The organism is Bradyrhizobium sp. P5_C12 (assembly GCF_054049735.1).
The window spans coordinates 144167-169557 of sequence record NZ_JBFULU010000004.1; the positions used below are offsets into that span (position 1 = coordinate 144167).

General features: G+C 64.8%; 30 protein-coding genes. 17 read left to right on the forward strand and 13 right to left on the reverse strand.

All coding sequences use genetic code 11. From position 1 onward, the window contains the following. Nucleotides 1-13: 13 nt before the first annotated feature. Nucleotides 14-199, reverse strand: coding sequence for a hypothetical protein (locus ACXJMY_RS05085; protein ID WP_456618216.1), 186 nt, complete (start codon nucleotides 197-199; stop codon nucleotides 14-16). Beyond that, entirely contained in the window at nucleotides 199-1005 is an 807-nt protein-coding gene (locus ACXJMY_RS05090; RefSeq protein WP_456618217.1) for a transglutaminase-like domain-containing protein, read from the reverse strand. Before ACXJMY_RS05090 ends, ACXJMY_RS05085 begins: the two co-directional genes overlap by 1 nt. Nucleotides 1006-1206: 201 nt before the next feature. Here ACXJMY_RS05090 and ACXJMY_RS05095 point away from each other — a divergent pair, with 201 nt between their 5' ends. Next, nucleotides 1207-1617: a GFA family protein gene (locus tag ACXJMY_RS05095; RefSeq protein ID WP_456618218.1), complete on the forward strand. Its 411-nt coding sequence runs from the start codon at nucleotides 1207-1209 to the stop codon at nucleotides 1615-1617. An 81-nt stretch (nucleotides 1618-1698) separates the two neighbouring features. Here ACXJMY_RS05095 and ACXJMY_RS05100 read toward each other — a convergent pair whose 3' ends face one another. Continuing rightward, on the reverse strand, nucleotides 1699-2088 hold the full coding sequence (locus tag ACXJMY_RS05100; RefSeq protein ID WP_456618219.1) for a COG4315 family predicted lipoprotein: 390 nt from the start codon (nucleotides 2086-2088) through the stop codon (nucleotides 1699-1701). Nucleotides 2089-2235: 147 nt separating this feature from the next. Here ACXJMY_RS05100 and ACXJMY_RS05105 point away from each other — a divergent pair, with 147 nt between their 5' ends. Beyond that, a complete protein-coding gene (locus ACXJMY_RS05105) occupies nucleotides 2236-2757 on the forward strand; it encodes a GNAT family N-acetyltransferase (RefSeq protein WP_456618220.1) in 522 nt (173 codons plus the stop codon). A 122-nt stretch (nucleotides 2758-2879) separates the two neighbouring features. Next, nucleotides 2880-3182, forward strand: coding sequence for a hypothetical protein (locus tag ACXJMY_RS05110; protein ID WP_456618221.1), 303 nt, complete (start codon nucleotides 2880-2882; stop codon nucleotides 3180-3182). Nucleotides 3183-3259: 77 nt separating this feature from the next. On the opposite strand, the gene ACXJMY_RS05115 is transcribed toward ACXJMY_RS05110, so the two are convergent. Beyond that, nucleotides 3260-5200: a DEAD/DEAH box helicase gene (locus ACXJMY_RS05115; RefSeq protein WP_456618222.1), complete on the reverse strand. Its 1941-nt coding sequence runs from the start codon at nucleotides 5198-5200 to the stop codon at nucleotides 3260-3262. Nucleotides 5201-5301: 101 nt separating this feature from the next. Here ACXJMY_RS05115 and ACXJMY_RS05120 point away from each other — a divergent pair, with 101 nt between their 5' ends. Next, nucleotides 5302-5517: a hypothetical protein gene (locus ACXJMY_RS05120; protein ID WP_456618223.1), complete on the forward strand. Its 216-nt coding sequence runs from the start codon at nucleotides 5302-5304 to the stop codon at nucleotides 5515-5517. On the opposite strand, the gene ACXJMY_RS05125 is transcribed toward ACXJMY_RS05120, so the two are convergent. From ACXJMY_RS05125 to ACXJMY_RS05135, 3 genes are all read right to left on the reverse strand, one after another. Beyond that, on the reverse strand, nucleotides 5514-5954 hold the full coding sequence (locus ACXJMY_RS05125; protein WP_456618224.1) for a VOC family protein: 441 nt from the start codon (nucleotides 5952-5954) through the stop codon (nucleotides 5514-5516). The two genes, ACXJMY_RS05120 and ACXJMY_RS05125, sit on opposite strands and share 4 nt — an antisense overlap. A 97-nt stretch (nucleotides 5955-6051) precedes the next feature. Beyond that, complete coding sequence (locus ACXJMY_RS05130) at nucleotides 6052-6534, reverse strand: DUF5680 domain-containing protein (protein ID WP_456618225.1); 483 nt, start codon at nucleotides 6532-6534, stop codon at nucleotides 6052-6054. 3 nt (nucleotides 6535-6537) lie between these two features. After that, nucleotides 6538-7689, reverse strand: coding sequence for a zinc-binding dehydrogenase (locus tag ACXJMY_RS05135; protein ID WP_456618226.1), 1152 nt, complete (start codon nucleotides 7687-7689; stop codon nucleotides 6538-6540). A gap of 414 nt (nucleotides 7690-8103) precedes the next feature. On the opposite strand from ACXJMY_RS05135, the gene ACXJMY_RS05140 reads away from it, so the two are divergent. From ACXJMY_RS05140 to ACXJMY_RS05155, 4 genes are all read left to right on the forward strand, one after another. Beyond that, entirely contained in the window at nucleotides 8104-9345 is a 1242-nt protein-coding gene (locus ACXJMY_RS05140; protein WP_456618227.1) for an MFS transporter, read from the forward strand. Between the two features lie 77 nt (nucleotides 9346-9422). Continuing rightward, a complete protein-coding gene (locus tag ACXJMY_RS05145; RefSeq protein WP_456618228.1) occupies nucleotides 9423-10589 on the forward strand; it encodes an MFS transporter in 1167 nt (388 codons plus the stop codon). A gap of 69 nt (nucleotides 10590-10658) precedes the next feature. Then, complete coding sequence (locus ACXJMY_RS05150; protein WP_094895511.1) at nucleotides 10659-11270, forward strand: PilZ domain-containing protein; 612 nt, start codon at nucleotides 10659-10661, stop codon at nucleotides 11268-11270. Between the two features lie 329 nt (nucleotides 11271-11599). Continuing rightward, nucleotides 11600-12226 carry a transglutaminase-like cysteine peptidase gene (locus tag ACXJMY_RS05155; RefSeq protein ID WP_456618229.1) on the forward strand — a complete coding sequence of 209 codons (627 nt, stop codon included), beginning with the start codon at nucleotides 11600-11602 and terminating at the stop codon, nucleotides 12224-12226. Between the two features lie 121 nt (nucleotides 12227-12347). On the opposite strand, the gene ACXJMY_RS05160 is transcribed toward ACXJMY_RS05155, so the two are convergent. Together ACXJMY_RS05160 and ACXJMY_RS05165 are read right to left on the reverse strand one after the other, a co-directional pair. After that, nucleotides 12348-14114, reverse strand: a complete 1767-nt coding sequence (locus ACXJMY_RS05160) for a CYTH and CHAD domain-containing protein (protein ID WP_456618230.1) — start codon at nucleotides 14112-14114, stop codon at nucleotides 12348-12350. Nucleotides 14115-14589: 475 nt separating this feature from the next. Continuing rightward, nucleotides 14590-15945 carry an amidohydrolase family protein gene (locus ACXJMY_RS05165; RefSeq protein ID WP_456618231.1) on the reverse strand — a complete coding sequence of 452 codons (1356 nt, stop codon included), beginning with the start codon at nucleotides 15943-15945 and terminating at the stop codon, nucleotides 14590-14592. Between the two features lie 390 nt (nucleotides 15946-16335). Between ACXJMY_RS05165 and ACXJMY_RS05170 the strand changes: the two genes are divergently transcribed. Then, nucleotides 16336-16545 carry a hypothetical protein gene (locus tag ACXJMY_RS05170; protein WP_456618346.1) on the forward strand — a complete coding sequence of 70 codons (210 nt, stop codon included), beginning with the start codon at nucleotides 16336-16338 and terminating at the stop codon, nucleotides 16543-16545. A gap of 18 nt (nucleotides 16546-16563) precedes the next feature. On the opposite strand, the gene ACXJMY_RS05175 is transcribed toward ACXJMY_RS05170, so the two are convergent. Then, nucleotides 16564-17271, reverse strand: coding sequence for a GntR family transcriptional regulator (locus tag ACXJMY_RS05175; RefSeq protein WP_456618232.1), 708 nt, complete (start codon nucleotides 17269-17271; stop codon nucleotides 16564-16566). A gap of 270 nt (nucleotides 17272-17541) precedes the next feature. On the opposite strand from ACXJMY_RS05175, the gene ACXJMY_RS05180 reads away from it, so the two are divergent. The 6 genes from ACXJMY_RS05180 to ACXJMY_RS05205 all read left to right on the forward strand — a co-directional run bounded on the left by ACXJMY_RS05180 (nucleotide 17542) and on the right by ACXJMY_RS05205 (nucleotide 23128). Next, nucleotides 17542-18528 carry an ABC transporter ATP-binding protein gene (locus ACXJMY_RS05180; protein WP_456618233.1) on the forward strand — a complete coding sequence of 329 codons (987 nt, stop codon included), beginning with the start codon at nucleotides 17542-17544 and terminating at the stop codon, nucleotides 18526-18528. A gap of 42 nt (nucleotides 18529-18570) precedes the next feature. Next, complete coding sequence (locus ACXJMY_RS05185; protein WP_456618234.1) at nucleotides 18571-19860, forward strand: ABC transporter substrate-binding protein; 1290 nt, start codon at nucleotides 18571-18573, stop codon at nucleotides 19858-19860. Beyond that, a complete protein-coding gene (locus tag ACXJMY_RS05190; RefSeq protein WP_456618347.1) occupies nucleotides 19860-20819 on the forward strand; it encodes an ABC transporter permease in 960 nt (319 codons plus the stop codon). The genes ACXJMY_RS05185 and ACXJMY_RS05190 overlap by 1 nt, the downstream gene beginning before the upstream one ends. A 3-nt stretch (nucleotides 20820-20822) precedes the next feature. Then, nucleotides 20823-21701, forward strand: coding sequence for an ABC transporter permease (locus tag ACXJMY_RS05195; RefSeq protein WP_456618235.1), 879 nt, complete (start codon nucleotides 20823-20825; stop codon nucleotides 21699-21701). 21 nt (nucleotides 21702-21722) lie between these two features. Then, on the forward strand, nucleotides 21723-22454 hold the full coding sequence (locus ACXJMY_RS05200; RefSeq protein WP_456618236.1) for an aspartate/glutamate racemase family protein: 732 nt from the start codon (nucleotides 21723-21725) through the stop codon (nucleotides 22452-22454). 179 nt (nucleotides 22455-22633) lie between these two features. After that, nucleotides 22634-23128, forward strand: a complete 495-nt coding sequence (locus ACXJMY_RS05205; RefSeq protein WP_456618237.1) for a hypothetical protein — start codon at nucleotides 22634-22636, stop codon at nucleotides 23126-23128. A 194-nt stretch (nucleotides 23129-23322) separates the two neighbouring features. Here the strand turns inward: ACXJMY_RS05205 and ACXJMY_RS05210 are convergent, their stop codons facing one another. After that, nucleotides 23323-23682 (reverse strand): hypothetical protein, encoded by a 360-nt coding sequence (locus ACXJMY_RS05210; RefSeq protein WP_456618238.1) that lies wholly within the window; start codon nucleotides 23680-23682, stop codon nucleotides 23323-23325. 231 nt (nucleotides 23683-23913) lie between these two features. Between ACXJMY_RS05210 and ACXJMY_RS05215 the strand changes: the two genes are divergently transcribed. Together ACXJMY_RS05215 and ACXJMY_RS05220 are read left to right on the forward strand one after the other, a co-directional pair. Continuing rightward, the gene (locus tag ACXJMY_RS05215) at nucleotides 23914-24144 is read left to right on the forward strand and encodes a hypothetical protein (RefSeq protein WP_456618239.1); all 231 of its coding nucleotides are present in this window, start codon (nucleotides 23914-23916) and stop codon (nucleotides 24142-24144) included. After that, nucleotides 24141-24305 (forward strand): hypothetical protein, encoded by a 165-nt coding sequence (locus tag ACXJMY_RS05220; RefSeq protein ID WP_456618240.1) that lies wholly within the window; start codon nucleotides 24141-24143, stop codon nucleotides 24303-24305. Before ACXJMY_RS05215 ends, ACXJMY_RS05220 begins: the two co-directional genes overlap by 4 nt. Nucleotides 24306-24307: 2 nt before the next feature. Here ACXJMY_RS05220 and ACXJMY_RS05225 read toward each other — a convergent pair whose 3' ends face one another. Both ACXJMY_RS05225 and ACXJMY_RS05230 read right to left on the reverse strand, forming a co-directional pair. Next, nucleotides 24308-24838: a gamma carbonic anhydrase family protein gene (locus tag ACXJMY_RS05225; protein WP_456618241.1), complete on the reverse strand. Its 531-nt coding sequence runs from the start codon at nucleotides 24836-24838 to the stop codon at nucleotides 24308-24310. A 90-nt stretch (nucleotides 24839-24928) separates the two neighbouring features. Further along, entirely contained in the window at nucleotides 24929-25258 is a 330-nt protein-coding gene (locus ACXJMY_RS05230; protein WP_456618242.1) for a DUF6949 family protein, read from the reverse strand. Between the last annotated feature and the right edge of the window lie 133 nt (nucleotides 25259-25391).

Here is a 25391-nt window from a genome sequence, read left to right on the forward strand (position 1 = left end):
AGGCAGCGGCCCCCTATTGTCCCGCCAGGCGCCTCACGCCGGCGGCGGTGAGCTCAAGCGCTCCAAGCCGCCTGATCGCGTAGCCCAGATGCACGAGACGCTCCCAGTGCAATTGGGGGATCTCGCTTTGGTGGTCGACCTGACCGACCTTGCGCAATGAGTCGAGTTCGTCGCTGCTGAGCGGGGGATGACCGGCCATCAGGTGACCTCGTCGGTCCAGACCTTGAAGCTGACCAGCTCGTTCGGACCGAACGTCTGCGTGATCGGAACGTCGCAGGCATCGCGCCCCTGCGCGATCAGGATGCGCCCCTGCCGCGGCACGTTATTGCGGGGATCGAAGGTGTGCCAGCGGCCGCCGATGAAGGCCTCGAACCACCCGGCGAAATCGCCCACAGCCCAGGGCTGCGGCGTGCCGACGTCGCTCAGATACCCGGTGCAATATCGCGCGGGGATGTTCATGCAGCGGCAGAACGCAATGGCGAGGTGCGCATAGTCGCGGCAGACCCCCTTGCCCTCCTGGTAAGCCTCCCACGCGGTCTTGGTGGCACGCGCATGCTCGTAGCCGAAGGCGATGTGGCGGTGAACGAAATCGCAGATCGCCTCCACCCGCGCCCAGCCGGACGGCGTCTTCTCGAACAATTGCCAGGCGATCTCCGAAAGCCGGTCGGTCTCGCAATAGCGGCTGCCGAGCAGATAGACCAGCGTGTCCGCGGGCAGCTCCTCGATCCTGTGCTGAGCGGCCGAGGCAAACACCGGGTCCGGCAGGCCGCTGTCGCGAACCACGCCATCCGCGGCAAGGCGCATGCGACCGGCCGGTGCGACCATGCGGCTGCACCAATTGCCGAACACGTCGCGGTAGGGCGTGATCTCGACCGCCGGCATGGTGGTCAGGAAGTCCGGCACGATCACATCGGAGGCGCGGGTGAAATGCGTGCCCAGCACCATGATCATCGGCGTCGGCTGCGGGAAATCGTAGAGCATTTCGAATCCGACACGGAACTTCATCGAAATGCCCTTTCGGCTGGATGTCAGCCCGAAATGGCTACGAAACCATGGATTACAAGGCGCGCGGCCCGACTTACGCGTGCGCGGCGCCGTTTGCGCATTGTAAATCGTGGGCATGAGGCGATCGTTTTCGCTGCTTCACCGCCGCCGTCTCCGCGACTAGACTGGCTTTTCGTGAAAGAACGGACCTGCGGGGAGAGCATGCTGACCGGAAGTTGCCTGTGCGGCGCTGTTGCGTATGAAGCGGACGCGGAGCCCGCGCCCTTCGTGCATTGTCATTGCCAGACCTGCCGCAAGACGCACGGCTCGGCGTTTTCCAGCGTGATGCCGGTGCCGCGCGCGGCGTTCCGGTGGGTGCGCGGCGAAGAGCTGCTCGCCGCGTTCGAATCGTCGCCCGGAAAATTGCGCCGCTTCTGCACCCGTTGCGGCTCGCACATCATGGCGGAACGGGTCGCGCAGCCGAACGTGCTGTTGCGCATGGGATGCCTGGATACGCCGGTCGCGGGCCCCGCCCGCGCTCACATCTGGCGCTCGGACGCGGCAAGCTGGTACGACCCCAAGGACGCGACGCCGGAACTGCCGGAAGCGGCCGGCCCTCCCCCGGCACGATAGCGTTCCTCACGCGGCGCACCGCCTGTGAGACGAGCCGGGCGTCGCCTGCAACAGCGATACCCGGCCCAGGCTATCGATTCATCACGGCATCGCCAGATGCCAGGCGCCGTTCAGAAAGCCGTCGCCGGTGATGTCGCCGGGCTTCTGGTCCTTGGCGAAGGTGTAGAGCGGCTTGCCCTTGTAGGCCCACTGCCTGGAGCCGTCGTCGCGGGTGATGACGGTGTAGCCGTCGCTGGCTGCATCACTGGCCTCGGCCTTCAGCACCGGCCAGTTTGTCGCACACGGACCGTTGCAGGCGGACTTGCCTTCGCTGTCCTTGTCGAACGTGTAGAGCGTCATGCCCTTGGCATCGGTGAGCACGGCACCCTTGTCGGTCTTGCCGGTCTTGGTCGGCGGCGCAGCAATTGCCGCGGATACCATCGCGAGCGATGCTGCAAGGGTGAGCGCAAGGCGGATCGGGGATGTGGTCATGGTGTCTCCTGTCATGCAATTGGCTTGCATGGGGTAGGACGCCGCCCGACGCGCCGTATTCCTCTGATCGCGGCAAAGAAATTTTTCGCTGCATGAGTCCTTGCAACGGAATAAATTGGATTGATTGACAGGGAACGACGGATGGAGATGAGCAAGCCGCATTGGCGCCCCGCGCGCGCATCCGACCTGCCGGCGATCAGCGCGATCGCGGCGCGGATCCATCCCGATCTTCCCGAACGGGCCGACGTGCTCGCGGAGAAGATGCGGCTCTATCCGGATGGCTGCCTCGTGCTCGCCGCAGGCAATGAGATCGCCGGCTACGGCCTCTCGCATCCCTGGAATCAGCATCGGATCCCGCCACTCGACGGCTTCCTCGAAAGATTGCCGGATGATGCGGATTGCCTCTACGTGCACGACGTTGTCGTGCTGCCCGACTCTCGCGGCGGCGTGGCGCGCGCTTATGTCACGGCGATCGAGCAACTCGCGCGCTCGCGGGGCATCGCGACCCTCGCCCTGGTCTCGGTCTACGCTACGCGGCCGCTGTGGGAACGTTTCGGCTTTCGGCCCGTCACGGCCGATGCGGGGCTGCGCGCAAAGCTCGAATCCTACGGCGCCAGCGCGACCTATATGCTCCGCGATCTCACGGAGCCGCCGAGCGCCGGCACATGAGTTCGCCGCCCGATTCCCTCACGCGGGCGTGAAGCAACCCGCTCGAACCGGTTTCGATCAGCCTCCGTCGAACGACTGTGCGAGCCGTTCCGGTCTCGCCGACCCGAGGCTGGAGATTTTTCATGAGACTCACATTGTCGAAAGTTGCTTTCATTGCATGCGCTGCGGCGACCGCGTTCACCGCGACCAGCGCCAACGCAGTTCAGTTGCGGACCTATGGCTGCGACACGGCCTTCTTCGAGGGCTGCGCCGGCTTTGTCGACGTGCCGCAGCAGCAGGCTGGACGGCGCGTCGTTCGCCTCACCCACGATATCTCGCCGATCTACATGAAGCAGACCGACCCTCGCTACAATTCGGCCCTGCGTGATGCCGGCGGTGGTGGTGGCGGAGGAGGCGGTGGCGGCGGTGGTGGCGGCGGCCGCTAAGCCCAGCTGATCTTGCAGAAACGCCGCTGGTTCGTGCCAGCGGCGTTCATTCGCTCCGGTCAGGACACGCGGGCCATTCAGCCGCGATGCTTCTTCTTTGCCTTCTTGCCGGGTGCGCCCTTCACAGGCCACTCGGTTGCCTGACCCGGCTTGTCGCCGTACTTCTTTTTCTTTCCGAACGCGGGCGCATCGCCGAATTTCGGGCCGCTTGCGCCGTGCGGCTTGTCGCGATGCTTCGGTCCCCGCGCGTCACGGGCGTGATCGCTTCGACGCGCACCGTCACGGGCCTCGCCGGCTTCGCGCCGAGGCGCGTGCGGCCGCTTCTCCGACGGCGCCTGGCCCTGCGGCGCATCCGCCATCGGTTCGAGGCGGATATTGTCTTCCTTGTCCGGACGCTTGATCTTGGCAGCGAAGGAGTCCGCGACCCGCTCGGAAATCTCGAACTCGGTCGTGGTGTCCATGATCTTGATGGCGCCGATGTCGCCCTTGTCRATGCCGCCACGGCGGCAGATCATCGGCAACAGCCAGCGTGCTTCCGCGTTCTTTTTTCGTCCGATGTTGGCGCGGAACCAGACGCTGCCCTCCGCCATGCCGTGTTTCGACGACGATTTCCCCGATTTGGGCCGGGGCCTTTCGGAACGATCATCGCCGCTGGAGGCCCGGAAATTGTCGCGACCGCGATCGTCGCGCGGCCGGCCGCTTCGCTCGCCGGGATCGATAATGTCTTCGGGCGACGGCAGCCGCGCGCGATAAAGCCGCGCCAGCGCCGCGGCGATATCCTCGGGAGACCGCTCGGCCAGCAATGCCTGCGCCAGCACCAGATCGTCGGCGGTCGTCTCCTCGGCGAACAGCGCGTCCTTCAGCATGCGCTCGTGATCGAGCTTGCGGATTTCCTCCGCCTGCGGCGCGGTCCCCCAGACCACGTCGATGCCGGACAGATTCAGCAACAGCTCCGCACGCCGCCGTCGTGCCGGCGGCACCAGCAGGACGCTGACGCCCTTCCGGCCGGCGCGACCGGTACGGCCCGAGCGATGCTGCATGACCTCCGCGTCATTGGGCAGATCCGCATGAATGACGAGGTCGAGGCTCGGCAGGTCGATGCCGCGGGCGGCGACGTCAGTCGCCACGCAGACGCGGGAACGTCCATCCCGCAACGACTGAAGCGCCTGGGTGCGCTCGTTCTGGGTCAATTCGCCGGACAGCGCCACCACGGAGAAACCGCGCTCCAGCAGTGCTGCCTGCAAATGCCTGACCGCATCGCGCGTGTTGCAAAACACCAGCGCGCTCGGCGACTCGAAAAAGCGCAACACGTTGACGACCGCGTGCTCGACGTCGCCGGGCGCGACGCGGATGGCGCGATACTCGATGTCGGCGTGACCGCCCTCGTCGCCCGCGACCTCGATCCGAAACGCCTGCTGCTGATACTGCTTGGCCAGCGCCACGATGCCGCGCGGAAACGTCGCCGAGAACAGCAAGGTGCGCCGCGTCTCCGGCGTGGTCTCGAGGATGAACTCCATGTCCTCGCGAAAGCCGAGATTGAGCATTTCATCGGCCTCGTCGAGGACGACAACCTTCAATTCCGAAATGTCGAGGCGGCCGCGGCGCAAATGATCGCACAACCGACCGGGGGTGCCGACGACGATGTGGGCGCCCGCTGCCAGCTCGCGCTGCTCGCGGCGCGGATCCATGCCGCCGACGCAGGAGACGACGCGCCCCTCCGCATGTTGATAAAGCCAGGCGAGTTCGCGATGGACCTGCAAGGCGAGCTCGCGGGTCGGCGCGACGATCAAGGCCAGCGGTGCGCCTGCGCGTTCAAACCGCTCGGTGTCGCCGAGCAGATTTCTTGCGATGGCCAATCCGTAGGCAACGGTCTTGCCCGAGCCGGTCTGGGCCGAGACCAGGAGGTCGCGGTCGACGGCTTCATCGGCGAGCACCGCAAGCTGAACGGGGGTCAGTGAATCGTAGTTGCGCTCGGCCAAAGCTCGGGCGAGCGGCGGACTTAGGGTCGGGAATGACACGAGATGGAAAACCTTGGTTGGTCCAGGCGCGGAACGTCGAGCCGCGCGACCTGAAGCTGCGTACGCGGCAAATGGTTCGGCCGCACGCGTGGTGATTTGATTTGGATGCTCTTTACGCCAAGCCCAGGCAAATCACCATGCCTATGACGCATGGCTTTGGCGCCATCGAGAATAAGCTTACCGTCAGCCCGACCCACTACATCCAGAGTTTTGGGGCCGTTTTGCTGCATATAGCGGGATTTTGCGCCAAAGCGGCGGATTTTCACGACGGTGGTGGGGAACGAGGCCGGCTGAAGCTGGCGGCGCGCCGCCCTTAGATCTCCGCATACACCTCCAGCAGATTGCCGTCGGGGTCGCGGAAGAACAGCGTGCGGTGGCCAAAGGACTGGTTCGTCGGCGGCGACAGCAGCGCCACACCCCGCCGCACGAGTTCGTCGGCGCATTGATCGACTTCGGCCGCGGACACCTTGAAGGCCAGTTGCAGCGAGGCGGTGCCGAGCGGGATCGGCGCGTCGGCGGCGGTCCGGCCCGGCTTCGCCAGAGCCAGCGTGTTGCCGCCCAGGCCGTATTCGATCCAGTTCGGCGAGAGCTCACGCAGCAGCGGAAAGGCGAGGACGTCCTCGTAGAAGCGGCGCATCGCGCTCATGTCGCGCACGAAAATGACGGTGTAGTCGATGGCGCGAATGGCGCTGAACGGGGAGCGGGCGCGCCGGATTGGGTCGGGTGTCTGTTCGCTTGTCATCTCGTCCTTCATTCCACACTCCGCCTCGTAGCCCGCATGGAGCGAAGCGGAATGCGGGACCGGCGGCCCCGGATTACGCTTCGCTCCATCCAGGCTACAAGTTCAAGAATTATCGCAGCAGGCCGCCACTATAGCGCAGCTCGTAGAGCGGTGTGCCATCATGCCGCGCGATCGTCTCGAGGCCGTGGAAGCGATCGAGCGAACCTTTCACCTCGTTGCGGTAGACCATGCCCGCTCGCTCGAACAGACGCGGCCCCCGGTACGGCTCCTCGATGTGCACGCCCAGCAGCGCCTGCCGCAGGAATTTGTAGATCGCAAGAAAGATGTCCCGATCCGTGATCTCCGTGCAGGCGCCACCGCTGTAGCTCATCGACCAGATGACGCGGTCATCCCGCGACACCGTCTCCTGCCCGACGAAGAATCCCATCCCGAAATAGATATCGCGATAGGCATAGGGCGCCGCGCGATGCTCGAGCTGTTTTGAACTCGCGAGCAACGGCGCGGCCACGGTCGCGTCGTCGTCCAGCCCCGCATAGGTGCGCCGCTTGGCTTCGACCAGAAACGCGGCGAGATCGGACGGAATGGACGACATCATCTATTCCACCAATTCCGGCCACGGCACGATCGTCGACTTCACCGTCTTCATCGCCATCGCGTCGCTCACCGCCTGCGCGACGCCCGCTTCCGTGAACGGATAGATCGTCTGCATCTTCAGCCAGGGATATTTGTCGCGGGTCCGGTACAGCATGTCGACGCCGAGCGGCAGATCGTTGCCGGTAAAGCCCCAGGAGCCCAGCACGTTGAGGTCCTTGGTGCAGATGCGGTGCCAGGAGGTGTCGATCGAGCCGGCGTCAGTGAACTGGCCCATCTCGACATAGGTGCCGCCGTCGCGCAGCATCTCGATGCCTTCGGGACCGGCGGTCGGATGGCCCGAGCAATCCATCACGAGATCGGCGCCGAAATGGCCGACGATCTCGCGCACGCGCGCGATGCGCGCCTCGGGCGACTTCAGCTCGTCGATGTTCACCGTCGCCTCCGCGCCGAATTCACGCGCCAGCTTGAGCCGCGGCTGTTCCGGCGCGCCGACGCAGATCACGCGCCCTGCCCCCATCTCCTGCGCGGCGGCGACCGCCAGAATGCCGATCGGGCCCGAGCCCTGGATCACCACCGTGTCGCCCCAGCTGAAACCGCCGGCGCGGCTGGCGCGGTTGAAGGCGCGGATGCAGGAGGTCAGCGGCTCCGACAGCGCGCCCAGCCGCAGCGACATGTCGTCGGGCAATTTGTAGATCTTGGTGCCCGGCAGCATGTCGAGATCGACATAGACATATTCGGCCCAGCCGCCCCACATGTGCGGCGGCTTGTCGAAGCCGAGATAGCGGCCGTAATAGACCGGCGTCAGGCATTTGTTGGCGGTCTGCGGATAATGGATGCAGTAGTAGCAGCGGCCGCAGGGCATCAGCGGCGGGATCATCACTTTCGAGCCTATCTTAAGCGGCCTGCTCATGAAGTCTTCGGTGAATTCCTCGCCGCATTCGACGATGATTCCGCCGAGCTCGTGGCCGAGCGTGAATGGCCAGGGTAGCGGCTTCGGCCAATGTCCTTTCAGGATATGCAGATCGGTGCCGCAGACGCCGCAAGCGCCGATCTTGATCAACGCACCCTTCCGGCCGACCTTCGGCCACGGCACGGTGCGGATGACGGGTTCGGTGCCCGGTCCTGCGTGGGTGCAGACGCGGATGTGCTCCATGGTGTGTCCTCGCTGCCCGTCTGTTATGATTGATTGGTGCGGGCTGAGGCGAAGCGTATGTGAGATGCGTGATCGTGCCAAGCTGCGGTCTCGTAGCCCGCATGAGCGAAGCGATATGCGGGAAGCAGCGGCCCCGGATATCGCTTCGCTCATCCGGGCTACGGCGCCGCCACATTCACCGCCGTCATCCTGAGGTGCGAGCCTTGCGATGCATCTGCATCGCAAGGAGAAGCCTGGAAGGATGGGCCACAGGCGCTTGCAGCGCAACCTTCGAGGCGCGCAAGAGCGCGCACCTCAGGATGATGGCGGTAATTGTAGCACCAGTGCATGGCAGGTGCTCAAGCACGCCCAAATGTATTGAGCGTCCACCTGCGACCGTGTAATGGCCGGATGAAGTCCCACCCAGGTGATCGCTTGAACCCCCTTCCCCAAAATCCCGTGGTCGCGTCCGGCTCATTCGCGGCGATGAAGTCGGTGCCGTACCGGCTCCAGTTCATCGCCTATGTGCTGGCGATGATGGCCGACAACATCGAGCACGTGATCAGCTATTGGGTGGTGTTCCAGAAATTCCATTCGCCGACACTCGGGGGGTTTGCCGTGCTGTCGCACTGGCTGCCGTTCCTGCTGTTCTCGGTCGCGGTCGGCGGGCTTGCCGACCGGTTCGATCCGCGCCGCATCATCCAATGCGGCATGCTGCTGTTCATCGCGGCTTCCGCCGGCTGGGGCTTCTTCTTCATCACCGACACGATCCAGATGTGGCACGCGATGCTGCTGCTGGTGATCCATGGCTGCGCCGGCGTGCTGTGGCAGACGCCGAACCAGCTGCTGCTCTACGATCTGGTCGGCCCGGCCGACCTGCCGAGCGCGGTGCGGCTGAACGCGATGGCGCGCTATCTCGGCATCCTGGTGGGACCAGCGGTGGGCGGAATCATCATGCTGACGCTCGGCACCTCGCACGGCATCATCTTCAACACGCTGTTCTACCTGCCGATGCTGCTCTGGCTGTTCTGGGCGCCGGTGCGCGACAAGAGCTTAGCTGCGCGGCGCTTCGCGGTGCGCGGCCTCGCCGACATCATGCTGACCATCCGCGCCATCGGCACGCAGCCGGTGCTGACCGCGATGACGTGGCTCGCCGGCCTCACCTCGTTCATGATCGGCAACGCCTATCACGCCCAGATGCCGGGCTTTGCCGGCGATCTCGGCCACGGCGATCCCGGCGTGTCCTACAGCGTGCTGCTCGCGGCCGACGCCGGCGGCGCGCTGCTCGCCGGCATCGCGCTGGAATCCTGGGGACGGCTGAAGGGCACGCCACGCACCGCGATCATGCTCGCGATGCTGTGGAGCGTGGCGCTGCTCGGCTTCGCCTCGGTGCGGATCTATCCGGTTGCGATCGTGCTGCTGTTTTTCGCAGGCTTCTTCGAGCTGTCGTTCAACACCATGGCGCAGGCGCTGGTGCAGTTGAACGCGCCGCACGACATCCGCGGCCGCGTCGTCGGCCTCTACAACATGGCGGGGCTGGGCATGCGGGCGTTCAGCGGCATCACCGTGGGCCTGTTCGGCGCGGCGATCGGCATTCACTGGTCGCTCGGCCTGTCGGCCGCGGTGCTGTTGGCGCTGCTGCTTCTGCTCAATCAGCGCGCGGCGAAGAAGGCATGATCCAGCTGCTCTGCCGAACAGGTTGACACCGGCATTTCGCCACCGCAGGCTCGCGGCGATGGCTGGGGGATGAGGCATTGCGCAATCGCTGGACCATTCTTGCGATCCTGTTTTTCGTTCGCCTCACCATTGCGTTCCAGTTCCAGAGCGTGGCGGCGGTCGCGCCGCTGCTGCAACAAACCTTCGGCGTTGGGCTCGCCGATATCGGCATCCTGATCGGGCTCTATTTCACGCCGGGCGTCGTGCTGGCGCTGCCGGGCGGCGCGATCGGCCGCACCCTTGGCGACAAGCCGACGACCATCGCGGCGCTGCTGCTGATGACGGCCGGCAGTCTCGTCATGGCCGCAACCGACAACTGGGGCTGGCAGATAGCGGGCCGCCTCGCCTCGGGCGTCGGCGGCGTGCTGCTGACGGTACAGCTCACCAAGATGGCCACCGACTGGTTTGCCGGAAAGGAGATCGCGACCGCGATGGCGATCTTCGTCAACTCCTGGCCGGCGGGCCTTGGGGTCTCGCTGCTGGTTCTGCCGGCGATCGGCACCGCCTATGGCGCGGGCGCCGTGTTCATGGCGGCCAGCGCGCTGACCGCGATCGGCATTGTGCTGATCATGTTCTACCAGCCGCCGCCGGCGACGGGCGCTGCGACCGCGGGCTCGGCGCGTCTTGATCCCCTGGCGCTACTGGCGGTGATCGTCGCGGGCCTGATCTGGGGCCTTTATAATGTCGGCTTCGCCATGATCTTCTCGTTCGGCCCGACGCTGCTGGCCGAACGGGGCTGGAGCATTGCCGCGGCAGGTTCGGCCATCAGCCTCGTGATGTGGCTGTCGGTGATCTCGGTGCCGGCCGGCGGCTATCTCGCCGATCGGTTCAAACGGCCGCTGATATTGGCGATCGCGGCAAGCCTCACGGTGGCCCTGCTGCTGGCCTGGCTGCCCCGGACCGATGCGGTGATCACGATCCTCATCCTGATCGGCCTGGTCGGCGGCCATCCGGCCGGCCCGATCATGAGCCTGGCCGCTCGCGTGCTCGCCCCGGAGACCCGGGCGATCGGCATGGGCGTGTTCTACACTGTCTTCTATGCCGCGATGATGCTGGGGCCGGCGGTGGCGGGACGGCTGGCCAAGGGGAGCGGAACTGCCGCCGTCGCCCTCGACCTGGGCGCCCTCGCCGTCCTGGCCTGCCCGCCGCTGATGTGGTTTTTCGTGCGCATTGTGTCTGTCCGTGATCGTCGCGCAAAATCATAACGCAGCATTAACCCTATGCGCCTTAGGGTCGTCCTGGACTCCGCCCGGGCGGGGGGTCGGGTAGTGAAAATGGCGTTGGCGAACAAAAAATTTCTTCCGGCCGCCGAGGAACGTCGGCGTTTCCAGCGGGTGAAAGTCCACCTGCTCGGCCGCTACATGCTGCCGGACCGCCGCGAATTCCCCTGTCAGGTGATCAACATGTCGCCGGGGGGGCTGGCGCTGCTGGCACCCGGCATCGGCAATGTCGGCGACCGCGTGGTCGCCTATCTCGACCATATCGGCCGCGTCGAGGGCAAGATCACCCGGATCATCGACAACGGCTTCGCCATGACGGTGGGCGCGACGCCGCGCAAGCGCGACAAGCTCGCGGCCCAGCTGACCTGGCTCGCCAACCGCGACATCCTCAACCTGCCGGAGGACCGCCGCCACGACCGTATCGTGCCGCGCAATCCAATTGCGGTGCTGACGCTCGAGGACGGCACCAAGATGACCTGCCGCATCATCGACCTGTCGCTGTCGGGCGCGGCGATTGCCGCGGAGAACCGGCCGCCGCTGAAATCGACGGTTCTGCTCGGCCGGGTCCAGGGCCGCGTGGTCCGAAACCTCGAAGACGGCTTCGCGCTTGAGTTCGTCCACGCGCAGCCGATCGAGACACTCGAAGAGAGCGTTACCGCGCGGTAAAGCGGGAACGCTGCAAAAACCCCTATATTTCCAGCCTCAAGGCGGCCTCCGCGCGACGGATGCCGCCTTTTTCGCGCGTGGCGACGGCCCGGTGCGGGTTAACGCGCGGCCTCCCACACGCGGAAACAGCGGTTCCGCCAGCGTTTCCGCGTTAATCCCTCCAATTTGAATCAATTGCAGTCATATCGAATTTTACTCGAATTCGATTCAAGTATAGATCGAATTCGCCGCTTGTTTTACTTGCATTCGTCTCGACTTGACTTGGTCGACTTAGCGGCAACTCAAAAGCTCCGTGCGAAATCTGGTCCCAACAAGAAACGGGGGCCACGATGTTCGACTTCAGGGGACAGGGGAAGGGGCTGGCGCTTGCCGCGCTGCTCTTCGGGATCGGCGCGACAGCGCAGGCCGGCGAGAGCCGCCTGCTCTACGCGAGCCTCGGCGACACCACGCGTGCGCCGATCGGCTGGGTCGAGTTCTGTTCGGAGAATGCCGCTCAGTGTCAGGGCGGGCCGACGCAGCCGCGCGACATCGTGATGTCGCAGGCCGCATGGCGCGACCTGATCAAGGTCAATCGCTGGGTCAACGAGACCGTGAAGCCTTTGACCGACCAGGAGCACTGGGGCGTGATCGAGAAGTGGTCGCTGCCGTCAGACGGTTACGGCGATTGTGAAGACTACGTGCTGCTGAAGCGCAAGATGCTGATCGATGCCGGATGGCCGCGCGAGGCCCTGCTCATCACCGTCGTGCGCGACAGGAAGGGCGAAGGACATGCGGTGCTGACGGTGAAGACCGACAAGGGCGAGTTCGTTCTCGACAATCAGAACGAGAACGTCGTTGCCTGGACGGAGACCGGCTACCGCTTCGTCAAGCGCCAGTCGCAGAGCGATCCCAACGTCTGGGTCTCGCTCGGCGATACCAAGCCGGCGGTCTCCACCGCCAGCGCCAAGGATCAGTAGTTTTAAAGGAAAGAGTCACGCGACCCGGTCACATCCCCACCCCTCCCCGTCCCAGACCGGTTCGCGCGCGCCCAGCCATCCCCCAATGGCTGGGCGCAACTTTTTGGGAATGCGAACGCGATCAGGCCTGCTGGGCTTGCCGCGACCAGGGCACATGCGCGGCGGTGAAATCCCGCCATGCGGTTCGCAACGACGGCTGGACGTCGGCCGATGCGCGGGCCTGCCAGCCGGCAATGGCAGCCGCGGCGGTGGCGCTGTCGGGCGCCTCGGCTCCGAGGCCATCGAGCAATGATGCGGTGACCGCCATGTCGTTGAAGGCGCCAAGCTCTTCCTGCAAGCCGGCCAGCCTCCGCGAGAATTTTCTCGCGGACTTGCGATCCGCGAACAGCGGCAGCAGGAACTCGCCGAGATAGCGCAGCCGCTTGGTCGCAAGCCGCACCCGGTGCAGCTCCTCGGCCGCGAGCGATTTGAACCGGCGGCCGCGCTTGAGCACCTTGGCATATTGCCCGGCCAGGATGCGCTCGGCGAAGTTGACGGCGGGCTCGGCGAGCTCGCCGAGATCTTCGGCGGCGACGTCGTTGCGCCAGCCCCGCGTTTCGATCCAGCCACCGAGGCCGATCAGGAAAATGGCACAGCGGCGATCGTCGAGCGCATGATGCGCCTTGCGATAGGCGTCCGACTGGCGCCCGGCCGCAACCCGGCCCAAGGCGTCGAAGCCGCCGACAGCGGGACAGGCCTTTGCGATCGTCGGCAACGTCTCGAGCTGGAACACGTCCCAATCGCGCGCAGCGGACAGATCCTGCGCGAGCCATTTTGCTTCCGACCGCAGCGCGTCGAGATTGCTGAGCGCGCCCGCCGATCGCATCAGATCGAGCGCCGCTCGAAGCCGGCGCAGCGAGACGCGGAGCTGATGGACGCCTTCGGGATTGCGGCCGTCTTCGGCGGCCGGCAGCGACTGAAGAAGGTGAAGGAAGCAGGACCGCAGGATCGTCGCGAAGGCCTCGTCGAGCGCGACCGACGGGTCGAGGCGAAGCTTTCGCGGCCGGCGTACCGGTGGCGGCGTGCCGGCGGCAAGGTCGAAGCCGCGCGCCGATTTGCTGCGGATCGAGGGCTTCACCGACCCGTGCTCCGCAAGCCGCAGCGCGATCTCATAGATCGTGCTGGCGCTGCCGGCCTTGAGCTCCAGCTCGATCTCGCTCACCGGCAACAACCGGTCGCCTGCGGTGAGGACGCCCTGGTCGAAAGCGATCTCGACCGTCCCGGACGGCAGGTCGACGATACGCGCGTGGCGATGAATGTCGGCGCTGAACACCGCTTCGAGCGGCTGCGCTGCGAGGTGGCTGCGAAGCTTCTCGGGAATGAAGGGCATCGCAAGGGCGAGATCCGGCGCTAGCGAGGGGACGCTCGCCTCCCACTCGCCGCGGCGCAGCGGATCGTCCGCGGCCTCGGTCTTGACGGTCTGCACGAAGCGCGCGCCGCTCTGGCGAACGCGCAAGCTCAGGCCGTTGCGCCGAAGCGTCCGCTCCGGCGTGTCGTAGTAGATGGACTTGAGATGCTTTCGCGTACCTCTGTTGCGCGCATACGTCGCGATGATCGGCGCAGCGTTGAAATGCGCCATGCGGTCGGCATCGACGAGCAGCTTGAATTCGATCTCAGCCGCGACACGCGCGCCACCGTCCGACAGTTCTGGTGCAGGCGTCACACTTTGCGACGGCGTCTGATCGACCGCAGCGCCCTCGATGAGCGTCGGTTCCGCGCCGGATTCGGCGGGTTCCAGCTGCCTGAGGAAGCCCGCGGCGTATTGCGTCCTCTGCTTGTCCTTTGGGACAAAATTCCCGTTCAGCGCACTCGCAGTCTTGCGGGCCGACGTTGCGTCTGATTTTAGCATTTAAGATGACATGACAATTTGATGACAGGGCGACAACCTATATCCGGGACGGTCCGCAAAGAACAGTAACGTTACGCCGCAGCGAGCGATCGTCCACACGACGCAGCGGACGCAAGGAACCGGCAAAGTTCGTCACAATCCACCGTGACCCCACGAATTAAATTGCCGCCGGGCGCAGTAAGTGGTCGAATTCACAGCGAATCTTGTCGTCCTTCGAGACGATGACTGCGTCAGCGAGCTTGACTCATGCTAGCCGAGAAATTCTTTCTGGTGCTGGAAACGCTGAGAAGCCATGCGTCCGATGACAGGCCGGAGATTGTGACAAGCCCTCCGAAGCCAATCGCGATCTCTCAAATCGCAGCCACCTTGCGGCGCCGAAAGCCGGTTGCGGACGATCGGGACTAGAAGCGATCCGGTTTCCTGGGGCATCATGCGTTGGCAAGCGCACCTGATGTGGTCAGTGCACGCACGCGCCTCAGCGCGCGAGACTGTTCTTGTAGATCTTGCCGCCCTTCATGATCACCACAAGGTTCTTCGCGGGATCTTCGACGAGCTTGATGTTGTCGAGCGGATTGCCGTCGACGAGCAGGAGATCGGCGAGCGCGCCCTCCTCCACCACGCCGAGCTTGCCGGGATAGGGATTTCGCGGACCCGACAGGCTCAGCAATTCGGCATTGCTCGATGTCGCCATGGCCAGCGCTTCGGCCGGCGTGTACCAGCGCGTGAGCGCGGCCAGCATTGAGCCCTGCCTGTCCGCCAACGCCTTCGAGAACAGGACGTCGGTGCCGAACGCGGTCTTGATGCCGTACTTTTTCGCCAGCGCGTAGACGCGGTCGGTGCCGGTGACCACCTGCCGCATCTTGTCCTGCTCTGCAGGTCCGAGCGCGCTTGCGGCGGCGGCATCCAGGAACGGCTGCGTGCTGAGCCAGATCCCCTTCTCCGCGATCAGCTTGGCGCTCGCCTCGTCCATGAGGTGACCATGCTCGATGCATCTCACGCCGGCTGCGATCGAGCGCTGGATCGCGACCGGCGTATAGGCGTGCGTGGCGACATRGGTGCCCCAATTGTCGGCGGCTTCGACCGCCGCGCGCAGCTCGGGTTCGGTGAAGGTGGAGACGTCGAGCGGGCTGAAGGGCGACGCGACGCCGCCGCCCGCCGTGAGCTTGACCTGCGAGGCACCCTGCATGAGCTGCTCGCGCGCGCGAACGCGCACCTCGTCGGGACTGTCGGCGACCATGCTGCCGCCGACCTGCTCCATGCGGCTGAGCATGCCGCCGATCGTTCGCGGCAGATCGGAGAGCTGCCGGAAGTCGCCATGACCGCTGGTGACGGTGATGATGGCACCGGAGGGATAGATGCGCGGACCGGCGACGAGATCCTCGTCGATCGCCCGCTTGAGGCCGAAACTCGGCCCGCCCATGTCGCGCACCGTGGTGAAGCCGCGCATCAGCGTCGCGGTCGCCTCACTGGCGGCGAGCAGATTGTTGTAGCCGATGTCGCCGAGGGCCCCGGCCGGCGTCGGACGCACCAGCATCGCGTGCCAATGCGCATCGATCAGCCCCGGCATCAGCACCCGGCCGCCGCCGTCGATGGCTTGGGCGTCAGCCGTGATGTTCGCGGTCGAGATCTTTTCGATCTTCGTGTTCCTGACGAGAACATTGGAAGCGGCGGAGAGCGCGCCGCTCTTTCCGTCGAATATCCTGACGTTGCGGAACAGAACGGCGGAGTCCTGTTGGGCCCGCGTTTGCGACGAGAGACAGAGGCTCGTTCCGACCGACACAAGCAGTGCGGCGCCCCTGAAGAGTCCGGCCGGCGTGGTCAAATCCCACATGTCCAATCTCCACGCAGATACGCGGCCGCAGTTCTGGCCGCAACTTGCCGGGACGAAAATCAGCCAGCCACGCGCTATGCGATGTACCTGCGGATTGATGCCCGCAAACCGCATTGAGTCAATTTGCAACCACGGGAAGATTTTGCAAACCAGCCATACGACACGATGAGCGGCGCGCCCGGCATCAAGTTCGACAGACAATAGGTCAGCGCGACTGCCGCACATGCGTCGAACTCAAATCAAAACGCGAACACCCGGCTTCGCGCGTGACAGATTGCAACGTCTTCGCTCAGGAGTACGATCCTGTGCGGTCTACGCGACTGCAGGCACTTGGCAGCGCGGATTTTTGGCGGAGGGGATCTTGCAGCATCTCAAATGACGAGGCGTAACATGGTGGCGCAAACGAGTGACGGACAAGTCCTGCTGGTCAAGAAGCTCGGCGGACTCATCGCAATCATACTTGGATGCCTGCTGACGGCCGTCGGCGTGACGTTCGAATCCGGCGGCACGACTTTTGTCGGCGTGCTGTTGCTGGTCCTTGGAGCCGGCCTGTTGGTGCTGAAGATCGTCAGACGAAACCAGGCGCCTCCGCTGACCTAGCCGGCGGCCGCGGCGTGCTCACGCGCCGAGCACGTCCGCAAGTCGCAGCTCGTCGGCGGCGGGATCCTTCAGGAACAGCTCGGCCTCGATCTCCGTCAGATGCGACAGCATCTGCGCGCGGGCGGACTGCTTGTCGCGCTTGCGGATCGCGGTGACGATTCCGGCGTGATGGCTGGTGCCGCAAGCCGGCGTGTCGTGGCGGCGGTAAAGCAGGATGATGAGTGAGGACCGCGCGATCAGCTCCTTGAGGAAGCCGAGATAGATGCTGTGGCCACTCATCTCGGCGACCAGCCTGTGAAACTCGCCGGAGAGCCGGACCGAGGCGCGGGCGTCGCCGCGCAATTCCGCCTCGCGCTCTTCAGCAAGATGGCGACCGAGGCGGTCGAGCCAGGCCGGCGAGACCGCCTCACAGGCGTGGTCGACGATCGTGGGCTCGATCAGGCGCCGCGCCTCGAACACTTCGCGGGCATCAGCTGGCGTCGGACGTGCGACGAAGGCGCCGCGGTTCTTCTCGATGTTGACGATGCCTTCATGCGCGAGTTGCTGGAGCGCGGTGCGGACCAGCGTGCGGCTCGCACCGTAGATCTCGCCGATCTCGTCCTCGCCGAGCTTCGTGCCCGGCAGCAGACGATGTTCGAGGATCGCCGCGGTCACGCCCTCCCTGATACGGCTGACGCGATCGCTCGCGTCTGGCGCATCGGATTTTTGGCGGGGCTTGGCGGCCATCAGTTCGCGGGGGCTGGGTTTGAGGGCTCGATCGGCAGCGTTCGGCCTCGAATGTTAGTCGACGAGCTGTATCCAATCACAGGCGAAAGTTTATATAATCAGAGCACATTTTGTGTGCATATTATGGCCCACCCGGCGAGCCGCGCCGTTGCGCCGGATTCGATCTAACGACCTGACTCCACTGCACAGTTTTGGAATTTGGCAGTCTCCGGGCGGTTGGCACGGACCTTGCGGAGAAAGCCGGAGCATCGCCCTCCCAGCGGACACGCCATGGCCACTCCCGCCGCTCTCGAACTGGTCGCCGTCACCAAGCGCTACGACACGACGCTGGCCGTCGACAATGTCAACCTCAAGATCCCGGCCGGCACCTATTGCTGCCTGCTCGGCCCCTCCGGCTGCGGGAAGACCTCGACCTTGCGCATGATCGCGGGCCATGAGGCGGTCAGCGAGGGCGACATCATCCTCGGTGCGCAGAACGTCACCGATCTCGAGCCCGCCAAGCGCGGCACGGCGATGATGTTTCAGTCCTACGCGCTGTTTCCGCATTTGACTGTGCTCGACAATGTTGCATTCGCCCTGAAAATGCGCGGCATCGACCGCGCGACGCGGCACAAGCGCGCCGGCGAATTGCTCGAGCTGGTGGCGATGACCCCCTACGCCGCCCGGCTCCCGGCGCAGCTCTCCGGCGGCCAGCAGCAGCGCGTGGCACTGGCCCGCGCGCTGATCACCGAGCCGCAGATCCTGCTGCTCGACGAGCCGCTGTCCGCGCTCGATCCGTTCCTGCGCGTCAGGATGCGCGGCGAGCTGAAGCGGCTCCAGCGCGAGCTCGGCATCAGCTTCATCCAGGTCACCCATGGCCAGGAAGAGGCGATGGCGCTCGCCGACCACATCGTGGTGATGAACCACGGCAAGATCGAGCAGCAGGGCTCGGCCCGCGACATCTTCCACCATCCCCGAACCGAATTCGTGGCGCGCTTCATCGGCGGCCACAACGTGCTCAGCGACGCCGGCAACCTCATCGCCGTGCGCGCCGATCAGCTCGGCATCCTGCCGTTCGTCGACGGCGCGTTCGGCGCGCCGGCGCTGCTGACCCAGACCGAGTACCAGGGTTCCTACATCGCCGTCTCGCTCACGCTCGACGACGGCACCGCCCTGTTCTCCCACCTTCCCGAGGCCGCCTTCGACGTTCACCCGTTCCGTCCGGGCGATCGTGTGCTGGCCACCTGGGATCCCGCCAAGGCGCAACGCCTGCAATAGCGCCGATCGATCACTGGAATGCGCAACAGAGGAGTGACTGATATGACCGAGACCACCAGGAAAAAGGGCGTCAGCCGCCGCACGCTGCTCAAGGGCACCGCGGGTCTCGCCGGCCTTGCCGCCGGCTCCGGCGCCATCACCGGCTTTCCCTACGTGAAGTCGGCCGAGACCAAGGTGCTGCGCTATCTCGGCACCGCCGTGAACGAGGGCGACGACATCTCGAAGCAGTGCCTGAAGGACACCGGCATCAAGATCGAATACATCACCGCCACCACCGACGACGTCACCAAGCGCGTGATGACCCAGCCGAACTCCTTCGACGTGCTGGACACCGAATATTTCTCGCTGAAGAAACTGGTGCCGTCGGGCAACATCCTTGCCCTCGACGCCAGGAAGATCAAGGAATTCGGCAACATCACGCCGGTCTTCACCAAGGGCGAGACGCCCGGCGGCAAGAAGATCGGCAACCAGGGCACCGCGCCCTGGAAGGTGCTCTATCTCGAAGGCAAGGACTCCAAGACCTTCTCGAAGACCGCGACCGAATTCGTGACGCTGATCCCGACGGTCTACAATGCCGACACGCTCGGCATCCGCCCCGACCTGATCAAGCGCCCGATCAGCTCCTGGTCGGAGCTGCTCAATCCCGAGTTCAAGGGCAAGGCCTCGATCCTCAACATTCCCTCGATCGGCATCATGGATGCCGCGATGGTCGTGGAAGCCAGCGGCAAATACAAATATGCCGACAAGGGCAACATGACCAAGGAAGAGATCGATCTCACCATGAAGGTGATGACCGAAGCGAAGAAGGCCGGCCAGTTCCGCGCGTTCTGGAAGGATTTTAATGAGAGCGTGAACCTGATGGCCTCGGGCGAAACGGTGATCCAGTCGATGTGGTCGCCGGCGGTGACCAAGGTGCGCTCGATGGGCATTGCCTGCACCTTCCAGCCGCTCAAGGAAGGCTACCGCTCCTGGGCCTCGGGCTTCTGCGTCTCCAAGGGCGTGTCGGGCGCGAAGCTCGAATGGGCCTATGAATTCGTCAACTGGTTCCTGTCCGGCTATGCCGGCGCCTATCTCAATCGCCAGGGCTACTACTCGGCCGTGCTCTCCACCGCGAAGGCGCACATGGAGCCCTATGAGTGGGCCTACTGGATGGAAGGCAAGCCGGCCGAGAAGGACATCAAGGCGCCCGACGGCTCGCTGCTCGAGAAGGCCGGCGCGGTGCGCGACGGCGGCTCCTACGAGGACCGCATGGGCGGCGTCGCCTGCTGGAACGCCGTGATGGACGAGAACGACTACATGGTCCGCAAGTGGAACGAGTTCATCGCCGCGTGATGGATACGTCGGAGGACATCCTGCAACAGGCATCTCCGGATCTCGTCCGGGGACCAGACACGGCGCGCCGGACCAAACCGGCGCGCCTGTCGGCCTCCTTCATCTCCTGGCTCCAGGCCGGGCCGATGATGCTGGTGTTCCTCGCCTTCTTCCTGATCCCGCTGGTGTTCGTCGTCATCGTCTCGTTCTGGGATTACAACGAATACCAGTTGCTGCCGGCGTTCTCGGGCCGCGGCTACACCGACACGTTCGAAGGCTGCATCGCGCAGCTCCCCGATCTCTGCACGATCGGCAAGACCTATCTGATGACGCTGAAGCTGTGCTTCCTGGTCTGGGCGATCACGCTGTTCATCGGCTTCTGGGTCGCCTACTTCCTCGCCTTCCACGTCAAGTCCAAGACCTGGCAGATGGGATTGTCGCTGCTCTGCACGATCCCGTTCTGGACCTCCAACGTCATCCGCATGATCGCCTGGATCCCCCTGCTCGGGCGCAACGGCCTCGTCAATTCCGGCCTCGTCAAGACAGGGCTGATCAACCAGCCACTGGAATGGCTGCTGTTCTCCGAATTCTCCGTGGTGCTGGCGCTGGTCCACCTCTTCACCTTCTTCATGGTGGTGCCGATCTTCAATTCGATGGTGCGCATCGACAAGGCGCTGATCGAGGCGGCCTATGACGCCGGCGCGACCGGCTTCCAGACGCTGGTCAACGTCGTCATTCCGCTCGCCAAGCCCGGCATCGTGATCGGCTCGATCTTCGTCATCACCATCGTGATGGGCGACTTCATCACCATCGGCGTGATGGGCGGCCAGCAGATCGCCGCCGCCGGCAAGATCATCGAGACGCGGGTGAACGCACTGCAGTTCCCAGCAGCAGCGGCCAACGCCGTGATCCTGCTCGTCATTACCTTCCTGATCATCACCATGATGTCGCGCATCGTCGACATCAAGAAGGAGCTCTAAAGCATGAAGGAAGGACGCCCGCGCTCTTTCTACGTGCTCGCGATCTTCTTCGCGGCCTATGTGCTGTTTCTCTACGGCCCGATGATCGCGATCTACGTGCTGTCGTTCCAGGGGCCGCAGGGCGGCCTCACCTTCCCGATGAATGGCGTGTCGACCTTCTGGATAGCAAAGCTGTTCCAGGGCACCGGCATCGTCGATCTCGGCGCCGCCTTCCGCCGCTCGCTGCTGCTCGGCCTCGTGGTGATGATCGTCACGGTGGTGCTGTCGGTCGCCGCCGGCATGGCCTTCCGCCGCAAGTTCAAGGCGCAAAGCGTACTGTTCTATTCGGCGATCGCGAGCCTCATCGTGCCCTCGATCATCACCTCGCTCGGCATCTCGCTGGAATTCCGCATCATCGACGATCTGATCAAGGCGCATTGGAACGAGAATTTCGAGACCTCGATGGGCCTGCTCACCTCCGGGCTCGGCGCGCATCTGACCTGGACGCTGCCGTTCGGCCTTCTCATCATGTTCGCGATCTTCAACCGCTTCGATCCCAGGCTCGAGGAAGCCGCGCGCGATCTCGGTGCGACGCCGTGGCAGGCCTTCCGTCACGTCGTGCTGCCGATCATCCTGCCGTCCGTGATCGGCATTGGCCTGTTCGGCTTCACGCTGTCCTGGGACGAGCTCGCGCGCTCCAGCCAGGCGATCGGGGCGGTGAACACATTGCCGCTCGATCTCCAGGGCCTCACCACCACCGTGACCAACCCCGACATCTACGCGCTCGGCACCGTGATCTCCGCCGTCTCGTTCACGGTGATCAGCCTTGCGCTCGGCACCATCCACGTGCTGAACAAGCGGCAGGCGGCCAAGGGCTCGGACGCCGGCAAAGGGCTTGTCTGAACAAGGGGCTTGTCTGATCTGATGCGACTTCACGTGGTCAATCCCAACACCACGGCGTCGATGACGGCGAAGATCGCCGCTGCGGCGCGCAGCGTCGCCTTGCCCGACACCGTGATCGACGCGCGCCAGCCTGCGATGGGCCCGGTCTCGATCGAGGGCTTTTACGACGAGGCGTTTGCCGTCCCCGGCATGCTCGGCTGCATCCGCGACGCCGACCGCGACGGCGCCGACGCCCACATCATCGCCTGCTTCGACGACACCGGTCTCGATGCCGCCCGCGCCGCGGCCAAGTCCCCCGTGATCGGCATCGGCGAGGCCGCCTTCCACATGGCGAGCCTGATCGCGGCGCGCTTTGCCGTGGTGACGACGCTGGGTGTCTCGATCGTGCCGATCGAGCATAACTTGCGGAAATACGGCCTCGCCGAACGCTGTGCCCGCGTCCGCGCCGCCGAAGTCCCGGTCCTCGCGCTCGAAGAGCGCAATACCGAGGCGCTCGGCAAGATCTCGGCGGAGATCACCGCGGCGATCAGCGACGACCGTGCCGAGGCCATCGTGCTCGGCTGCGCCGGCATGGCCGATCTGGCGACTGAGCTCGCCGCCACGCACGGCCTGCCCGTGGTCGACGGCGTCGCCGCGGCGGTGACGCTGGCGGAATCGCTGGTGCGACTCGGCCTGAAGACATCCCGGCTCGGGCCCTACGCGGCGCCGCGATCGAAGACCTATTCGGGTCCGTTTCAGCCGTTTCAGCCCTGACTTTCGCGGCCCCGCCCTAATGCCAGGGCGCAAAGCCAGGCTTGGGGCGCCTTTTTTGGCCTTCAGCCTCTTTTTGGTCCCATTTGTTGCCGAACTGTAACGTTTTCGGGACGTCCCGGCTGCCCCAAGGGGGGCCGGTCTTCGCCACTCACCAAGTTTCCATTTGGGTTTTGTCAGCGATGATCGATCTCGCAGAGGATGCACCCTCCAACCCGTTCGCCCGTCTCGGCGCCCAGCCCATCGCGCTGACCGCCGCAGCCCTCCTGCTCCTGATCGCCGGCGTGACTTCGATCGCGATCTGGCGGGCCTATACCGGCAACGCGCCGGAGACCGACCGGGTGGTGGCGTCGCGGCAGCTCCAGGCCCGCACCGCGCAGGCCTCCGAGCAGCTCGTCGAGAAAACCAAGGGGCTGGAGGCGACCCAGCAGGAATCGATCGACCAGTTGCAGGTGGTGCAGGACCAGCTCCAGGCGGTGAAGCGGCTGCTCGCATTCCAGCAGGCCGACACCAAGCGGCTGTCGGAGCAGGTCGCAACCCTGAACGAGTCCATCGACGGCTTGCGGCAATCCTTCGCGAGCTCTCGGGCCACCGAGGCCGAGGCTCCCTCGGTTACCCGGAGGAAACCGGCACGCCACCGCGTCAGTGCACGCAGGTCCGGCAAGTCGCGCAGCTGACCCGGCCTGCACCCCGCCCCGACTTTAATTTTTTCCACTTGTGAACTGGATCACATTCGCCCGTATGATTCCGAGCGATGCTCGGGTTCACCGGATGGCGTGAGCCGATTTCAATGTCCGGGGCTGGCAAGGTCGTTGACGGTATACTGCGTCAACGACCTTGTTTTTTAGTGGGTATAGTAGGCCTTCCGGCCTCATTCACAGACGTCGACGCGACGGAATCGCCATCCCGAAGGCGTCATCACGCGCTTCCGCGCGACATAGCAGCCACCATAACCGCCATTGTCGTAGCCGGTACCATAGTAATAGGGATCGCCGTAATAGGGGTATCCGTAGCCGTAATAACCGCCGTAGTAGCCGGCGCCGGCGATACCCGCCCCGATCGCGAGCCCAGGCCAGAAACCGCCGCCATGCCAATGACCATGTCCGCCATGGCCCCAGCCGCCACCGCCCCAGCCGCCACCATGTCCGAAACCCCGCGCCTGTGCCGCCTGCGGCGCCGACAGCCCGACCGCCGCAACGGCCAGCGCCATCATGATCATCTTGCGTAACATTACTCGATCCTCCGCGTGGACACGCTCCACGCTATCAGGACCAAGCTAACGTCAGCCGGCCATTCCTGACAGCCACACTGTCTCACTTCCGCGCGAGCGTCAGTGCTCTTCATCTTCTTGTCGAGCAGCCGGTTCTCGGCGTTGACGGTGGCATCGGCGCGGCCGCGGCGAAGACCGGTTCCGGAACAAATCCCGTCACATCCGCTTGAGAGCGAGGAGGCAGTCACGGTCATGCGCAAACTGATCGCGTTCGACGAGGACACGTTCGACAAGCTGAAACAACTGGGGCGCGACAGGATGGCGACGTTTCAAGAGCTCGCGGACGAGGCCTTTGCCGATCTCCTGAAGAAGCACGGCATTCCCATCGATCTCAGGGACGCGCTGCGCAAGAGCACCAGGCTCGACGCTGAATCTGACAGGCCAGCGGGGCGCTCCAAATCCAGAAAGGCGAAATCCCGATGACCGATCGCGATCCCTTTACCGAGGGCGAATGCGCCGCGCGCGAGAACATTCCCGCCGAAGCCAATCCGTACCAGGACGGCAGCGACGAACATGCGCTGTGGGCCGCCGGCCACGAGAGGATTGCGAGCGCGACAGAAGCGCGCGCGTCTGAAGGCGGCTGATTTCAGCCGATCCGCTTCAGGCCCTTCGTGAAGCGCGGGCCGTTGGCGACATAGAACCTTGCCGCGCTTCCCATCTTCTGCACCTGGGCATCATCGAGCGTGCGGATCACGCGCGCGGGCGAGCCGATGATCAGCGAGCGTTCGGGGAATTCCTTGCCCTCGGTGATGACCGAGCCGGCGCCGACGATGCTGTTGCGGCCGATCCTGGCGCCGTTCATCACGATCGAGCCCATGCCGACGAGTGCGCCCTCCTCGATGGTGCAGCCGTGCAGGATGACGTTGTGGCCGACGGTGCAGTTCTTGCCGATGTGAAGCGGAAAGCCGAGATCGGTGTGGCAGGTCGAGCCGTCCTGCACGTTGGCGCCCTCGCCGATCTCGATCCACTCATTGTCGCCGCGCAACACCGCGCCGAACCAGACGCTGGCGCCCGGCTTCAGGCGCACGCGGCCGATCACGGTCGCGGTTTCCGCGATGAAATAGTTGCCGTCCGCGGGAAGATCGGGCGCCTGCCCGTCGAGCTCATAGATCGCCATGGAGGTCTCCTGTCACGCTATGACTGGCATAGCGAAACACGCGCCTTCAGGCAAAGGGCGGCGCTGCCGGGCAGCCCGCGAGCGCGCGGGTCAGGCCAGAACGCCGGCCGCGCGCAACGTCATCAGGAAGAAGGTGCCGCTCATCATGCTCCAGAATCCGGCGATGACGGTCGCCATCATCACGAATTCGACGCGGCGGCTTTCCACCCGCACCCCGCGCAGCGTGTTGCGCATGATGATGAAGGGCGCGGCGAACACCAGGAACGGCACGGCCGCGAAAGTCTTCGGGGCCACGCCCTCCTGCAACAGCCCGAAACCGGCGGGCCGCTGCGCCAAGGCCTGGTATCCGTTCACGAGCGCGCCCGCGAGCGCGAAGCCGATGCAGATCGAGAAGAGAGTGTTGAAAGCTTCAGGTGTCATCGGAACGGTCCGCCTTACGCAACGCCGGAGCCTTCCTGTGACAAAAAGTGCCGGTTAACGCTACATTATCCTTAAGCGAAGGTTAACGCCGCCGCCCGGTCCACGCAGGGCCCTCTCCCATTCCCGGCAGCCG

Excerpts from the sequence above, each read along its gene's own strand:
- ACXJMY_RS05085 (WP_456618216.1), bottom strand. The coding sequence starts at position 199 with ATGGCCGGTCATCCCCCGCTCAGCAGCGACGAACTCGACTCATTGCGC.
- ACXJMY_RS05090 (WP_456618217.1), bottom strand. The coding sequence starts at position 1,005 with ATGAAGTTCCGTGTCGGATTCGAAATGCTCTACGATTTCCCGCAGCCG.
- ACXJMY_RS05095 (WP_456618218.1), top strand. The coding sequence starts at position 1,207 with ATGCTGACCGGAAGTTGCCTGTGCGGCGCTGTTGCGTATGAAGCGGAC.
- ACXJMY_RS05100 (WP_456618219.1), bottom strand. The coding sequence starts at position 2,088 with ATGACCACATCCCCGATCCGCCTTGCGCTCACCCTTGCAGCATCGCTC.
- ACXJMY_RS05105 (WP_456618220.1), top strand. The coding sequence starts at position 2,236 with ATGAGCAAGCCGCATTGGCGCCCCGCGCGCGCATCCGACCTGCCGGCG.
- ACXJMY_RS05110 (WP_456618221.1), top strand. The coding sequence starts at position 2,880 with ATGAGACTCACATTGTCGAAAGTTGCTTTCATTGCATGCGCTGCGGCG.
- ACXJMY_RS05125 (WP_456618224.1), bottom strand. The coding sequence starts at position 5,954 with ATGAAGGACGAGATGACAAGCGAACAGACACCCGACCCAATCCGGCGC.
- ACXJMY_RS05130 (WP_456618225.1), bottom strand. The coding sequence starts at position 6,534 with ATGTCGTCCATTCCGTCCGATCTCGCCGCGTTTCTGGTCGAAGCCAAG.
- ACXJMY_RS05135 (WP_456618226.1), bottom strand. The coding sequence starts at position 7,689 with ATGGAGCACATCCGCGTCTGCACCCACGCAGGACCGGGCACCGAACCC.
- ACXJMY_RS05150 (WP_094895511.1), top strand. The coding sequence starts at position 10,659 with ATGGCGTTGGCGAACAAAAAATTTCTTCCGGCCGCCGAGGAACGTCGG.
- ACXJMY_RS05155 (WP_456618229.1), top strand. The coding sequence starts at position 11,600 with ATGTTCGACTTCAGGGGACAGGGGAAGGGGCTGGCGCTTGCCGCGCTG.
- ACXJMY_RS05160 (WP_456618230.1), bottom strand. The coding sequence starts at position 14,114 with ATGCTAAAATCAGACGCAACGTCGGCCCGCAAGACTGCGAGTGCGCTG.
- ACXJMY_RS05170 (WP_456618346.1), top strand. The coding sequence starts at position 16,336 with ATGGTGGCGCAAACGAGTGACGGACAAGTCCTGCTGGTCAAGAAGCTC.
- ACXJMY_RS05175 (WP_456618232.1), bottom strand. The coding sequence starts at position 17,271 with ATGGCCGCCAAGCCCCGCCAAAAATCCGATGCGCCAGACGCGAGCGAT.
- ACXJMY_RS05180 (WP_456618233.1), top strand. The coding sequence starts at position 17,542 with ATGGCCACTCCCGCCGCTCTCGAACTGGTCGCCGTCACCAAGCGCTAC.
- ACXJMY_RS05185 (WP_456618234.1), top strand. The coding sequence starts at position 18,571 with ATGACCGAGACCACCAGGAAAAAGGGCGTCAGCCGCCGCACGCTGCTC.
- ACXJMY_RS05190 (WP_456618347.1), top strand. The coding sequence starts at position 19,860 with ATGGATACGTCGGAGGACATCCTGCAACAGGCATCTCCGGATCTCGTC.
- ACXJMY_RS05195 (WP_456618235.1), top strand. The coding sequence starts at position 20,823 with ATGAAGGAAGGACGCCCGCGCTCTTTCTACGTGCTCGCGATCTTCTTC.
- ACXJMY_RS05200 (WP_456618236.1), top strand. The coding sequence starts at position 21,723 with ATGCGACTTCACGTGGTCAATCCCAACACCACGGCGTCGATGACGGCG.
- ACXJMY_RS05205 (WP_456618237.1), top strand. The coding sequence starts at position 22,634 with ATGATCGATCTCGCAGAGGATGCACCCTCCAACCCGTTCGCCCGTCTC.
- ACXJMY_RS05210 (WP_456618238.1), bottom strand. The coding sequence starts at position 23,682 with ATGTTACGCAAGATGATCATGATGGCGCTGGCCGTTGCGGCGGTCGGG.
- ACXJMY_RS05215 (WP_456618239.1), top strand. The coding sequence starts at position 23,914 with ATGCGCAAACTGATCGCGTTCGACGAGGACACGTTCGACAAGCTGAAA.
- ACXJMY_RS05220 (WP_456618240.1), top strand. The coding sequence starts at position 24,141 with ATGACCGATCGCGATCCCTTTACCGAGGGCGAATGCGCCGCGCGCGAG.
- ACXJMY_RS05225 (WP_456618241.1), bottom strand. The coding sequence starts at position 24,838 with ATGGCGATCTATGAGCTCGACGGGCAGGCGCCCGATCTTCCCGCGGAC.
- ACXJMY_RS05230 (WP_456618242.1), bottom strand. The coding sequence starts at position 25,258 with ATGACACCTGAAGCTTTCAACACTCTCTTCTCGATCTGCATCGGCTTC.